General features: G+C 71.9%; 15 protein-coding genes and 1 rRNA gene. 12 read left to right on the top strand and 4 right to left on the bottom strand.

Annotated features, from left to right (window positions below):
* Positions 1-300 precede the first annotated feature (300 nt).
* Positions 301-999: a nitroreductase family protein gene (locus ACZ6X9_RS11040; RefSeq protein ID WP_469777702.1), complete on the bottom strand. Its 699-nt coding sequence runs from the start codon at positions 997-999 to the stop codon at positions 301-303.
* A gap of 108 nt (positions 1,000-1,107) precedes the next feature.
* Between ACZ6X9_RS11040 and ACZ6X9_RS11035 the strand changes: the two genes are divergently transcribed.
* The 4 genes from ACZ6X9_RS11035 to ACZ6X9_RS11020 all read left to right on the top strand — a co-directional run bounded on the left by ACZ6X9_RS11035 (position 1,108) and on the right by ACZ6X9_RS11020 (position 3,818).
* Positions 1,108-2,268, top strand: a complete 1,161-nt coding sequence (locus ACZ6X9_RS11035; protein ID WP_469777701.1) for a GAF domain-containing sensor histidine kinase — start codon at positions 1,108-1,110, stop codon at positions 2,266-2,268.
* Positions 2,261-2,941, top strand: coding sequence for a response regulator (locus ACZ6X9_RS11030; RefSeq protein WP_469777700.1), 681 nt, complete (start codon positions 2,261-2,263; stop codon positions 2,939-2,941). Before ACZ6X9_RS11035 ends, ACZ6X9_RS11030 begins: the two co-directional genes overlap by 8 nt.
* A 178-nt stretch (positions 2,942-3,119) precedes the next feature.
* Entirely contained in the window at positions 3,120-3,368 is a 249-nt protein-coding gene (locus ACZ6X9_RS11025; RefSeq protein WP_469777699.1) for a chaplin, read from the top strand.
* A 195-nt stretch (positions 3,369-3,563) separates the two neighbouring features.
* A complete protein-coding gene (locus tag ACZ6X9_RS11020; RefSeq protein WP_469777698.1) occupies positions 3,564-3,818 on the top strand; it encodes a chaplin in 255 nt (84 codons plus the stop codon).
* 180 nt (positions 3,819-3,998) lie between these two features.
* On the opposite strand, the gene ACZ6X9_RS11015 is transcribed toward ACZ6X9_RS11020, so the two are convergent.
* Positions 3,999-4,814, bottom strand: coding sequence for a hypothetical protein (locus ACZ6X9_RS11015; protein WP_469777697.1), 816 nt, complete (start codon positions 4,812-4,814; stop codon positions 3,999-4,001).
* A 90-nt stretch (positions 4,815-4,904) separates the two neighbouring features.
* On the opposite strand from ACZ6X9_RS11015, the gene ACZ6X9_RS11010 reads away from it, so the two are divergent.
* The 4 genes from ACZ6X9_RS11010 (at position 4,905) to ACZ6X9_RS10995 (ending at position 8,288) form a co-directional block, all read left to right on the top strand.
* A complete protein-coding gene (locus ACZ6X9_RS11010; protein ID WP_469777696.1) occupies positions 4,905-5,714 on the top strand; it encodes an ABC transporter ATP-binding protein in 810 nt (269 codons plus the stop codon).
* 82 nt (positions 5,715-5,796) lie between these two features.
* Complete coding sequence (locus ACZ6X9_RS11005; protein ID WP_469777695.1) at positions 5,797-6,219, top strand: NfeD family protein; 423 nt, start codon at positions 5,797-5,799, stop codon at positions 6,217-6,219.
* 214 nt (positions 6,220-6,433) lie between these two features.
* Positions 6,434-7,372, top strand: a complete 939-nt coding sequence (locus tag ACZ6X9_RS11000; protein ID WP_469777694.1) for an SPFH domain-containing protein — start codon at positions 6,434-6,436, stop codon at positions 7,370-7,372.
* Positions 7,373-7,517: 145 nt separating this feature from the next.
* The gene (locus ACZ6X9_RS10995; protein ID WP_469777693.1) at positions 7,518-8,288 is read left to right on the top strand and encodes a sulfite exporter TauE/SafE family protein; all 771 of its coding nucleotides are present in this window, start codon (positions 7,518-7,520) and stop codon (positions 8,286-8,288) included.
* Positions 8,289-8,363: 75 nt separating this feature from the next.
* Here ACZ6X9_RS10995 and ACZ6X9_RS10990 read toward each other — a convergent pair whose 3' ends face one another.
* Positions 8,364-8,870: an HNH endonuclease gene (locus ACZ6X9_RS10990; RefSeq protein ID WP_469777692.1), complete on the bottom strand. Its 507-nt coding sequence runs from the start codon at positions 8,868-8,870 to the stop codon at positions 8,364-8,366.
* 515 nt (positions 8,871-9,385) lie between these two features.
* Positions 9,386-9,928, bottom strand: coding sequence for a YbhB/YbcL family Raf kinase inhibitor-like protein (locus ACZ6X9_RS10985; protein WP_469777691.1), 543 nt, complete (start codon positions 9,926-9,928; stop codon positions 9,386-9,388).
* Positions 9,929-10,069: 141 nt separating this feature from the next.
* On the opposite strand from ACZ6X9_RS10985, the gene ACZ6X9_RS10980 reads away from it, so the two are divergent.
* The 4 genes from ACZ6X9_RS10980 to ACZ6X9_RS10965 form a co-directional block, all read left to right on the top strand.
* The gene (locus ACZ6X9_RS10980; RefSeq protein ID WP_469777690.1) at positions 10,070-10,549 is read left to right on the top strand and encodes a guanyl-specific ribonuclease; all 480 of its coding nucleotides are present in this window, start codon (positions 10,070-10,072) and stop codon (positions 10,547-10,549) included.
* The gene (locus tag ACZ6X9_RS10975; protein ID WP_469777689.1) at positions 10,546-10,989 is read left to right on the top strand and encodes a barstar family protein; all 444 of its coding nucleotides are present in this window, start codon (positions 10,546-10,548) and stop codon (positions 10,987-10,989) included. Before ACZ6X9_RS10980 ends, ACZ6X9_RS10975 begins: the two co-directional genes overlap by 4 nt.
* A 222-nt stretch (positions 10,990-11,211) precedes the next feature.
* A complete protein-coding gene (locus tag ACZ6X9_RS10970) occupies positions 11,212-11,874 on the top strand; it encodes a DNA-3-methyladenine glycosylase (protein WP_469777688.1) in 663 nt (220 codons plus the stop codon).
* A gap of 550 nt (positions 11,875-12,424) precedes the next feature.
* Positions 12,425-12,713, top strand: a 16S ribosomal RNA gene (locus ACZ6X9_RS10965); the annotation flags it as partial.

Below are 12,713 nucleotides of genomic sequence, written 5' to 3'. Positions count from 1 at the left end.
CGGCCGGGTCCCGCACCCGCTCAGCACCCCTCTTATGGCGGTTTTACGCTTCCACTACCGCGTGTCGTAGGTGATGTGCGTCCTATGCGCGGCGTCACACCGAGCAGCGCTCCGTCGCACTCGGTGTGACCGCCTCCGCACCGTGTGTACCGTGTTTTCGGACGCTCCCCAGGGCCGGCTCGCGGACCGGTGCGGGGGCAGGCCCGAGACCGGTCTCCGGACCGGCCCCGAGGCGTTCCGGGAGCCGTCACCCGGGGTCTTCCCGGGGCTCGCGCCGGACCCTTCCCCGGACCCGGCGGATCACACCTCGACCAGCACCTGGTCCAGACTCTTCCGCACCAGATCTGGCACCCGGCAGTCGTCCGCCGGATACCCCACCGGGATCACCGCGAACGCCTTCTCGTTCACCGGCCGCCCCAGCACCTCCCCGAGGAACCGCATCGGACTCGGCGTGTGCACCAGTGCCGCCAGTCCGGCCAGGTGCAGTGCCGACAGCAGCATCCCGACGGCGATGCCCACCGACTCGTCCACGTAGTAGTGCTTGCGCCGCTCCCCGTCCGGCCCCAGCCAGTACCGCTGCTGAAAGACCACGATCAGCGCCGGCGCGTCCGTCAGGTGCGGCTTCACCTCGTCCGTGCCCAGCGGCCGCAGCGCCGCCAGCCACTCCTCGCCGAGCCGCCCGGCGTACGAGACGCGCTCCTCCTCCTCAGCCGCCGCCCGGATCCGCGCCCGGACCTCGGGGTCCTTCACCAGGACGAACGTCCACGGCTGCTGGTGCGCCCCGGACGGCGCGGTGGCGGCGCACGCTATCGCGTCCCGCACCACGCGCTCCGGTACGGGATCGGTGGAGAACCGGCGCACGGTCCTGCGGCCCGCCATCCGCTCCCGCAGCTCGGCGGCGCGGGCGAGCGACTCCTCGGCGGGCATCCGCGCGGGCCGGTAGGGCACCGGCCGGTAGGGCTCGCCATGGGTGGGTGTCCACTGCACAGAGGTCGACATGGACCGAGTCTGGCGCCGGCAGGGCCCTTCGGCCTAGGGCGCGTGGCCCAACCTCCGGCCACCCGCGGCCCGATCCGCCGGTGGATCACCGCCGGTTACGGTGGCCGCATGAGCCAAGGCCCCCGCTCCGGCCTGCCCGCCGTGAGCACCGCGATCCTCGCCATGAGCAGACACCTGGAAGTCCGCGACGTCCTCAAGACCATCGTCGTCTCCGCCCGCGAACTCCTCGGGGCCCGGTACGCCGCCCTCGGGGTCCCCGACGACCACGGCGGCTTCGCCCAGTTCGTCGTCGACGGCGTCAGCGAGGAGGAGTGGAAGGCCATCGGCCCGCTGCCCCGCCAGCACGGCATCCTCGCCGCGATGCTCCAGGAGAAGGCGCCGCAGCGGCTGCCCGACGTCCGTGAGGACCCGCGCTTCGGCGGCTGGCCCGACGCCCACCCCGACATGTCCGATTTCATCGGCATGCCGATCGCCGACGGCGACGAGAACCTCGGCGTCCTCTTCCTCGCCAACCGGGCGGGGGAGGAGGGGACGCGGAAGTGCCCCCCGGGCGGCTGCGCCTTCACCGAGGAGGACGAGGAGCTCCTCTCCGTCCTCGCCCAGCACGCCGCCATCGCCCTGACCAACGCCCGCCTCTACGAGCGCAGCCGCGAGCTGACCATCGCCGGGGAGCGCGCCCGCCTGGCCCACGAGCTGCACGACGCCGTGGCGCAGAAGCTGTTCTCCCTGCGCCTGACCGCCCAGGCCGCCACCGCCCTGGTGGACCGCGACCCGGCCCGCGCCAAGGACGAGCTCCACCAGGTCACCCGGCTCGCCGCCGAGGCCACCGACGAGCTGCGCGCCGCCGTCGTCGAGCTGCGCCCGGCCGGACTGGACGAGGACGGGCTCGTCGCCACCCTGCGCACCCAGGTCAAGGTGCTCGACCGGGCGCACGCCGCGCACGTCTCCTTCTCCTCGCACGGCATGCGGGCCCTGCCGTCCGCCCAGGAGGAGGCACTGCTGCGGGTGGCCCAGGAGGCGCTGCACAACGCGCTGCGCCACTCCGGCGCCGCGCACGTCGACGTCACCCTCGCCCGGCGCGGGCAGGGCGCCGTGCTGCGGGTGGCCGACGACGGAAGCGGATTCGACCCCTCCGCGGTCCGGCGGGCCGGCCGGCACCTCGGCCTGGTCTCCATGCGCGACCGGGCCAACGGGGTCGGCGGCAGGCTGACGGTGGAATCGGAGCCCGGCGAGGGCACCGCGATCGAGATGGAGGTGCCCGGTGGCTGAAGAGAACGCACAGGGGAAACAGGGGGCCGCGAGCGACCGGACGATCCGGGTGCTGCTGGTCGACGACCACCAGGTGGTCCGCAAGGGGCTGCGCACCTTCCTGGAGATCCAGGACGACATCGAGGTCGTCGGGGAGGCCGGCGACGGCGCCGAGGGCGTGGCACGGGCCGAGGAGCTGTCGCCCGACGTGATCCTCATGGACGTGAAGATGCCCGGCACGGACGGCATCGAGGCGCTGCGCAGACTGCGCGCCCTGGACAGCCCGGCCCGGGTGCTGGTCGTCACCAGCTTCACCGAGCAGCGCACGGTGATCCCGGCCCTGAAGGCCGGCGCGGCGGGCTACGTGTACAAGGACGTCGACCCCGACGCGCTCGCCGGCGCCATCCGCTCGGTACACGCCGGGCACGTGCTCCTCCAGTCCGAGGTGGCCGGCGCGCTGCTGGCGCAGGACGACACGGGCGGCTCGCAGGGCCGGGGCAACGCGCTGACCGAGCGGGAGCGGGAGGTCCTCGCGCTGATCGCGGACGGCCGGTCCAACCGGGAGATCGCGCGGGCGCTGGTGCTGTCGGAGAAGACGGTCAAGACGCACGTCTCCAACATCCTGATGAAGCTCGACCTCGCCGACCGCACCCAGGCGGCCCTGTGGGCCGTCCGGCACGGCATCGGCGACTGACCGCCCGGCCGGCCGCGCGACGGACCGAGCCGTCACCGGAACGTCTCATTCCGGCGATTGATTCATGCGGTCGTGTGATTGTCGGGAGACCCCAGAAACCCGATCGGCGGTGGCCCGTTCTCCATGACGTAGCCGCGGCGGCTGGCCGCGGCAACGTTCCAGGAAGGTCAGAGGAAGAGTGAAGAACATGAAGAAGGCCGCTGCCGTCACGATCGCGGCCGGCGGTCTCGCCCTCGCCGGTGCCGGCATCGCGTCGGCCCACGGGGGAGCCCCGGCCGCCGGTGCCATCGCCAAGAACAGCCCCGGCGTCGTCTCCGGCAACGTCGTCCAGGTGCCGGTCACCATCCCGGTGAACCTCTGCAACAACACCGTCAGCGTGATCGGTTCGATGAACCCGACCCACGGCAACGTGTGCGTCAACGAGTAACCGACGCGTAACGGCGGCGTTCGGCAGGCGCTTCCGGACGGTCGGCCCCGCTTCGGCGGGGCCGGCTTCGAGGGTGATCAATCGTCCGAATGAGGGCAAACTCCGCGATCGGCGTGCCGTCGGCGGAGTGATGGCGTTCATCAGGGCGCGACTCCGTCACCGGGGCCGCGAGGTCACCAGCAAAGGAAGACACCCATGAACAGTGCCAAAAAGGCCGCCCTCGTCCTGGCCGCGGCAGGCGTAGCCGTCGGCGCTTCCGTCGGCACCGCAGCCGCGCACGACAGCGACGGTGCCACCGCCCACGGTGTCACCAAGGGCTCGCCCGGCGTCATCTCGGGCAACGTCATCCAGATCCCCCTGGACGTCCCGATCAACGCCTGCGGCAACACGGTCGACATCCTGCTCGGGATCCTGAACCCGACGTTCGGGAACGTCTGCGTCGTCAAGTGACACTCAGGAAGGCCCCGCGGACCACACGGCTCGCGGGGCCTCCCCCTGTCCGGACCCCGACCGGTCCTCTCCGGGCTACGGCCGGTCCCTTCCGGACCCCGGCCGGTCCGCACCGGACGGCAGCCGATCCCTTCCGGGCCACGACCGGCCCGCACCGGCCCGCGGCCGGTCCCGCCCGGGCTACGGCCGGTCCCGCTCCCGTCGCTCCACCGGCGCGTTGTACGCCGCCACCCGGGCCCGCCGGGCCGTCCGTTCCACCGGCCGCAGGGCCGCCGCCCGGGCCGCGATCTCCGACGCGCTCATCGCGCCGCCGTGCTCCCGGCCACCGCCGTCCCCCGTCCCGTACGCCAGGTCGACCAGCGCGCCCACCCGCTGCGCCAGCTCCAGTACCCGCGCCGCGCGCTGCGGGTATCCGGGGGCCAGGATCGCGCGGTCCCGTTCGGCCCGCGCCCGGTAGGCCTCCAGCGCGGCCCGGGCCACCGGGCCCGATCCCGCCACGTCGAGCCGTGTCAGCACCTCCGTCGCCTCGCGCAGCGCCTCGGCCAGCTCCCGCTCCGCCTCGCCGAGCGACGGCACGTCCGCGGGCGGCGCGTCGCGCACCGGCGCGCACCGCCAGACGACCTCCACGTGCAGGTCGGCGGCGTCCGACCCGGAACCCGCCGTCCGCACCTCGGGCACCAGCCCCACTCCCGCCTCGGGGGCCAGGACCGCCTCCTCCGCCTCGATGGCGAGCGCGTTGAACTCCGGCGGTCCGCTCAGCCCCAGCGGATGGCCCGGCACCGGCAGCGCCAGCCGCAGCCCGGTGGCCCCCAGCGCGCGCAGCCGGCCCAGGGCGAGGGTCAGCCCCACCGGGCCGGACTCGCCCGGCAGGCCGGTCACCCGGTGGATCGCGTCACTCCCCGTGATGTGGTGCGCAGCGTCATCAGGTGAGACATAACCGGCAAGAAGGGCGTTTCCCCACGCGGTGAGGCGCCCCGATCGATGTTCGTCGAGCATGGGCCCCAGCCTAGGGACCGGCGATGACGGCCGGTGGCGTAGGTTTTCCCTGGGGGCTGCGCCGACAGGCGCCAGCGACGACGAACTGCAATGGGAGACAACGCGCTCATGAGCGATGTGCTGGAACTGGTGGACGTATCCGTGGTCCGCGAGGGCCGGGCTCTGGTGGACCAGGTCTCCTGGTCGGTCAAGGAGGGGGAGCGCTGGGTCATCCTCGGCCCCAACGGCGCGGGCAAGACCACCCTCCTGAATGTCGCCTCCAGCTACCTGTTCCCGACCAAGGGCACCGCGCGCATCCTCGGCGAGAAGCTCGGCGCCGTGGACGTCTTCGAGCTGCGCCCGCGCATCGGCATCGCCGGCATCGGCCTGGCCGACAAGCTGCCGCGCAGCCAGACCGTCCTGCAGACGGTGCTCACCGCCGCCTACGGCATGACGGCCACCTGGCGCGAGGACTACGAGGCGGTGGACGAGCAGCGCGCCCGCGCGTTCCTCGACGTCCTCGGCATGACCGAGTACCTGGACCGCAAGTTCGGCACCCTCTCCGAGGGCGAGCGCAAGCGCACCCTCATCGCCCGCGCGATGATGATCGACCCCGAGCTGCTGATGCTGGACGAGCCCGCCGCGGGCCTCGACCTCGGCGGCCGCGAGGACCTGGTGCGCCGCCTCGGCCGGCTCGCCCGCGACCCGCTCGCGCCGTCCATGATCATGGTCACCCACCACGTCGAGGAGATCGCCCCCGGCTTCACCCACGTCCTGATGATCCGTCAGGGCAAGGTGCTCGCCGCCGGCCCCATCGAGCTCGAACTCACCTCCCGCAACCTGTCGAAGTGCTTCGGCCTCCCGCTGGTCGTCGAGAGCCGCGGCGACCGCTGGACCGCCCACGGCCTGCCGCTCTCCTGACCCCGCCGGGCTCCGCGGCCCCTCCTCCCGGGGGACCGAGGAGCCCTGTCGGTGACCGGGTCCCCGCGCCTACCATGACCACGTGAACACATGGGCGTGGTGGCTCGTGGCCGCCGTCGGTCTGGGCATTCCCCTGGTCGTCACCGCGATGCCGGAGTTCGGCATGCTGGCGATCGGGGCCGTCGCCGCCTCCGTCACGACCGCCCTCGGGGGCGGCATGGTGCTGCAGTTCGTCGTCTTCGCCGTCGTCTCCGTCGCCCTGATCGCCGTGGTGCGGCCGATCGCCAACCGGCAGCGCTCCGGCCGGCCCACGCACACCTCGGGTGTCGAGGCCCTGAAGGGCCGCCAGGCCGTCGTCCTGGAACGGGTCGACGGCCAGGGCGGACGCATCAAGCTGGCGGGCGAGATCTGGTCGGCGCGCTCCCTCGACGGTGAGCGGACCTACGAGGTGGGGGAGCAGGTGGACGTCGTCGACATCGACGGCGCGACGGCGGTGGTGATGTGAGGCGCCCGCCCGGAGTGGACGCCGCGTCGGCAACGGGCGTACGCACAGGGGCCGTACGACGGACGGCCGTCCACGGCGGAGGGGGAGCGGCGATGTGACGGATCCCGGTCCGGCACCTGCGCGGCACCGCCGGTTCTGACAGACTCCCTCAACACGCGGATCCCGTCCGAGCGACGGCCGGCCGACCCACGAGAAAGGCACGAGGAGCCACGACATGGCGATCATCATCGTCCTGATCATCCTGGTGGTGCTCGTCTTCATCGCCCTCATGAAGACAGTGCAGGTCATCCCACAGGCCAGCGCCGCCATCGTCGAGCGCTTCGGCCGCTACACCCGCACGCTCAACGCCGGCCTCAACATCGTCGTCCCGTTCATCGACTCCATCCGCAACCGCATCGACCTCCGCGAACAGGTCGTGCCCTTCCCGCCGCAGCCGGTCATCACCCAGGACAACCTCGTCGTCAACATCGACACCGTCATCTACTACCAGGTGACCGACGCGCGTGCCGCGACCTACGAGGTGTCCAGCTTCATCCAGGCCATCGAGCAGCTCACCGTCACCACCCTCCGCAACATCATCGGCGGCATGGACCTGGAGCGGACCCTCACCTCCCGCGAGGAGATCAACGCGGCGCTGCGCGGCGTCCTCGACGAGGCGACCGGCAAGTGGGGCATCCGCGTCAACCGCGTCGAGCTCAAGGCGATCGAACCGCCCACCTCCATCCAGGACTCGATGGAGAAGCAGATGCGCGCCGACCGGGACAAGCGCGCCGCCATCCTCACCGCCGAGGGCATCCGCCAGTCCCAGATCCTCACCGCCGAGGGCGAGAAGCAGTCCGCGATCCTCCGCGCCGAGGGCGAGGCCAAGGCCGCCGCGCTCCGCGCCGAGGGCGAGGCCCAGGCCATCCGCACGGTCTTCGAGTCCATCCACGCCGGCGACCCCGACGAGAAGCTGCTCTCCTACCAGTACCTCCAGATGCTCCCGAAGATCGCCGAAGGCGACGCCAACAAGCTCTGGATCGTGCCCAGCGAGATCGGCGACGCCCTCAAGGGCCTCAGCGGAGCCGTCGGCAACTTCGGCCCCATGGGCGGCGGCGGCAAGTCCGCCGGCACCAAGGAGAACCCGCGCCGCGAACGCCCGCCGATCGACTGACCGGAAGCCCCGCACGAGCCCAACTCCCCACGCGGCGAACGGCTTCCCCAGGTCATCGCTTTACCGGCGGTTCTCGTGCATGATCGGTGCGGCCCCCCGACCTCTCACGGCGGGGAGGCGTCGTACCGATCCTAAGGAGATGGCCTTGTCCATCTGGGAAGCACTCGCGGTCTTCGTGGCCGGCATCGGGGCCGGCACCATCAACGTCGTCGTCGGCTCCGGAACCCTCTTCACCTTCCCGGTGCTCCTCGCCACCGGACTGCCACCGGTCACCGCCAACGTCTCCAACACCCTCGGCCTCGTCACCGGCAACATCAGCGGCGTCGTCGGCTACCGCCGCGAACTACGCGGCCAGCGAGGGCGCATCATCCGCTTCGGTCTCGTCGCTCTGGCCGGCGGCCTCACCGGAGCGGCCCTGCTGCTCACCCTGCCGTCCAAGGCGTTCGACGCGATCGTCCCCGCCCTCATCGCCCTGGCCCTGGTCCTCGTCGTCCTCCAGCCCCGCCTCGCCCGCGCCCTCGCCCGGCGCCGGGAACGCACCGGAACCCGGCCGCACACCGACGGCGGCGTGGCCCTCCTCCTCGGCCTGCTCCTCGCCAGCGCCTACGGCGGCTACTTCGGCGCGGCCCAGGGCGTCCTGTACCTCTCCCTGATGGGCCTGCTCCTCGACGACGACCTCCAGCGCGTCAACGCGCTCAAGAACGTGCTCGGTGTCGTCGTCAACGGCGTCGCCGCCCTCTTCTTCCTCTTCGTCGCCCACATCGACTGGACGGCCGTCCTGCTGATCGCCGCCGGCTCCACACTGGGCGGCCAACTGGGCGCCCGCGTCGCACGCCGCCTGCGACCACAGGTCCTGCGCGGCGTCATCGTGGTGGTGGGCGTCGTCGCCATCACGCAAATGCTGCTGCGCGGGTAGCACGGCAGGGGGTGCGGGCCGCCCACGAGAAGCCCCGCACCCCTGCCCCTTCCGCGCACGCTTCACGCGCACGCCTCACGCGGCGGGGACCGCCGGCCACCCCGGCAGCCGCCCCCCGTCGTACGCACCCACCGCCAGCAACAGCGCGTCGGAGGGCGTCGGCTCGAACGGCCGCCGCAGCAGCCGCATCCCCGCCTGCTCCGGCGTCCGGTCCGCCTTGCGGTGGTTGTCCTCCGCGCAGGCGGCGACGGTGTTCAGCCAGGTGTTCCCGCCGCCGCGGGACCGCGGCACCACGTGGTCCACCGTCGTGGCGCGCCGTCCGCAGTACGCGCACCGGTGCCGGTCGCGCACCAGCACCCCCCGACGGGACCACGGCGCGCGTCTTCGGAACGGCACCCGGACGTACCGGCGCAACCTGATCACTTGGGGCACCGGTACCTCCACCGTGGAGGCGCGGAGGCGAGGCCCGGGGCGGGCCTGTTCCACGACGGCCTTGTCCTGCATCACGAGCACCACGGCGCGCCGCGGCGAGACCGTCGCCAGCGGCTCGAAGCTCGCGTTCAGGACCAGCGTCTCCCGCATTTCCGTTCCACCTCCCGGCCGTCCCCGCGCCCCGGTGGCGGCGGAGATGGCTCAACTGTGCCGGGAGGGCCGGAAGGCGACAACGCAATTTTCGCTGTGCGAAAGGGAGTTGAAACGGACGAGGGCAGCGGGACAAGTGAGGTGACGCGAGAGCCCGGAAGTCGGCAGCGCTGGCCGGGGACGCTCCGGGCCCTTCCCCCGTGTCGAAACCGGGCCCGGAGCGTACGGCAGCGGACGCGGCCACCCCGGGCCCACGCCCGGGACTCCGGCAGACGACCGGCGCGCGACGCGCCGAACCGTCCCCGCCCTGCGGTATCCGCTGCCCGACGGCCGCATGCGAAACCGTCGGCCTCCACCACTGTGCGGGCCGGAGGCGAGGCGGCGCAACGGATTATCCGGCCGCCCGGGGGGATGCCGGGCCGGTGGCCGGAACCGGCCGCCCTGGTCGCCCCTGGTCGCCCTGACCATCGCGACCGGGTGGCCGGACGGCCCGGCCACCCGGCCGCGGCGCCGGATCAGCCGTTCGCCGGGATCTCGTACTCGCCGATCAGTTGCGCCCGGGCCAGCGTGTGGAAGCGCAGGTTGAAGCCGACGACGGCGGGCGAGACGTCCGCGTCGGGCCCCAGCTTCTCCTGGTCCACCGCGTACACGGTGAACACATAGCGGTGCGGGCCGTCCCCCGGCGGCGGCGCGGCACCGCCGAAGTCACGCGTCCCGTAGTCGTTCCTGACGTGCACCGCGCCCGCGGGCAGCCCCTTCATCTCGCCGCCGCCCGCACCGGCGGGCAGCTCGGTGACGTCCGCCGGGATGTCGAACAGCACCCAGTGCCAGAACCCGCTGCCCGTCGGGGCGTCCGGGTCGAAACACGTGACGGCGAAACTCCGGGTCTCCGCCGGGAAGCCCTCCCACCGCAGGTGCGGAGAACGGTTGGCGCCGCCGTGCGTCTGCGCGTCGGCGAGCCGGCCACCCGGCCGGACGTCGTCGCTCACCACGGTGAACGCGGGCACGGGCGGCAGGAAGTCGTGGGGGAGCGGCGGACGGCCCTGCTCATCGGACACGGATGACACGGTGACACCTCCGGAAACGTACGGACATGTGAAGCGGACCTGTGAAAGCGCCAGCCTAACGAGGCCGGGACGGCTCGGCCTGCGACCATAAGGCGCGTGCTTCGACGTGTGCTTCGACAGGTGTCCCGACACGTGTCACGACGACGCGGACGACGACCCTCCGGCCGTGCCCTGCGCACCCTGACGGTCCTCCTCACCGCCCTGCCCCTGTTCCTCCTCCCCGCCTGCTCGTCCGGCGGCCACGGCAAAACCGGGAAGACGACGACATCACCCCACGGCTCCGCCGACGGCGGCTCCCGGGGCACAGGCCCGACGCCCTCCTGGGCCAAGGGCATGAAGACCGTCACCCCGGACAGACTTCCCCCCGAAGCCCGGCGCACCCTCGAACTCATCGCGAAGGGAGGACCGTTCCCCTACCCCAAGGACGGCACGGTCTTCGGCAACTACGAGAACCGCCTGCCCAGGCAACCGCGCGGGTATTACCACGAGTACACCGTCCCGACCCCGGACGCGCGCAACCGCGGCGCACGCCGCATCGTCACCGGCAGCCACTCCGAGCGCTACTACACCGGCGATCACTACAAGACATTCGAAGCGGTGGTGCAACCATGACGACCGGTACGACCAGCGACCTCCCCGCTCCCGGCGTGCCCGGACTCCTCGACGGCACCCTCCCGCCGGGCGTCTACCGGCTGCCCGTCACCGAATCGCCCTCCCACGCGGCGAAGCTCGCCGCCGAAGCCGGCTGGCACACCGCCCGGCTCCGCCTGAGGGACGTCGACGGCAAGGCGGCCTTCCTCGACCGCTGCGCCGCCGACCTGGCCTTCCCTGGCTGGTTCGGCCACAACTGGGACGCCCTCGCCGACTGCCTCACGGACCTGTCCTGGTGGCGCAAGGACGGCGACCCCCGCGGCTACCTGCTCCTGGCGGAGGACTGGGACGCCTTCCGGAGGGCCGCCCCGGACACGGCGGCGACGGCGGCGACGATCCTCGACGACGCGGTCGGCTTCTGGCGCGACCGGGAGAGCCCGCTGGCGGTCCTGCTGACGTGACCGCCCGGGGACGCCGCCGGGAGACGGGAGCCGGGGGCGGGGTCCCGCGACTCCGCCGCCGGCAGGCTCCCGAGCCGCTCCCACTCACTCCCGGCGCGTCCGCTCTCCCTTCACCCCCCTCTTCCACCCCTTCCCGACCCGCCTCTTCCACCCCTACCCGACCCGGCCGGAGGGCATCGGCGCCCCCGCACTTCGCCGTCCGGTCCAGTACCCTCGGCCCGCATGTCCTCCTCCGACCACCGCACCCCGCTTGCCCGCACCTTCTTCGACCGCCCCGTGCTGGAGGTGGCGCCCGACCTGCTCGGACGCACCCTGGTCCGCACGAGCCCCGACGGTCCGATCGAGCTCCGCATCACCGAGGTGGAGGCCTACGCGGGCGAGCTGGACCCCGGCTCGCACGCCTACCGGGGGCGGACGGAGCGCAACGCGTCCATGTTCGGCCCGCCCGGCCACGCGTACGTGTACTTCATCTACGGCATGTGGTTCAGCCTCAACCTGGTCTGCGGCCCCGAGGGAACGGCCAGTGGTGTGCTGCTGCGCGCCGGCGAGATCCTCACCGGCCACGACCTGGCCCGGGCCCGCCGCCCGAAATCCCGCAACGATCGCGACCTCGCCCAGGGCCCGGCCCGCCTCGCGACCGCCCTGGACGTGGACCGCACCCTGAACGGCACCGACCTCTGCGCCGGCCCCGCGTCCCCCCTCTCCGTACTCCAGGGCACCCCCGCCCTCACCGACCACATCCGCAACGGCCCCCGGACGGGCGTCGGCGGCGAGGGCGCCCTCCACCCCTGGCGTTTCTGGATCGACGGCGACCCGACCGTGAGCCCCTACCGGGCCCACGTGCCGCGCAACCGCGGCAAGAACCGCGCCACCAGCGACGTCTGACGAACCGGGAGCCGGTGCTTGACTCCTGGCAGCCGAGCGCCTAACGTAGCCCGAGCCGCTGGAGACGGGGGCAGCGCCATGGGCGTCTGCACCGGTGAGCGGCACAACCACTACTGACGAGGGATCCCCGAAGGGGTCTTGTTTCCGTTGCGCTTTTGCGTGCCGGATTCGGACTTCACGGCTCGATTTGAGAGCCGGCGGGAAATTCCGCTAAAGTGGTGGACACCCCGCCAACAGGGGATCGGATTTCGAATCCGGGCCGGAAACGGAACGGAAAACGGATCTGGTAAGGTTGGAAACACCGAAGGGAAGCGCCCGGAGGAAAGCCTGAGAGAGTCTCTCGGGTGAGTACAAAGGAAGCGTCCGTTCCTTGAGAACTCAACAGCGTGCCAAAAGTCAACGCCAGACTATAAAACAACCCCGTCCACGGATCTTTGTGGTCCTGGATGAGGTTCCTTTGAAATACACAGCGAGGACGCTGTGAACGGCCGGGCTTATTCCGCCTGGTCGTTCCGCTCTCGTGATGTGTGCACCGGATGACCGGTAAACATTCACGGAGAGTTTGATCCTGGCTCAGGACGAACGCTGGCGGCGTGCTTAACACATGCAAGTCGAACGATGAACCTCCTTCGGGAGGGGATTAGTGGCGAACGGGTGAGTAACACGTGGGCAATCTGCCCTGCACTCTGGGACAAGCCCTGGAAACGGGGTCTAATACCGGATACGACCGCTGACCGCATGGTCGGTGGTGGAAAGCTCCGGCGGTGCAGGATGAGCCCGCGGCCTATCAGCTTGTTGGTGGGGTGATGGCCTACCAAGGCGACGACGGGTAGCCGGCC

It is taken from the genome of Streptomyces sp. NPDC052910 (assembly GCF_055585605.1).
The sequence above is the reverse complement of the archived record's forward strand: the minus strand, read 5'-3'. Positions and strand labels throughout refer to the sequence as shown.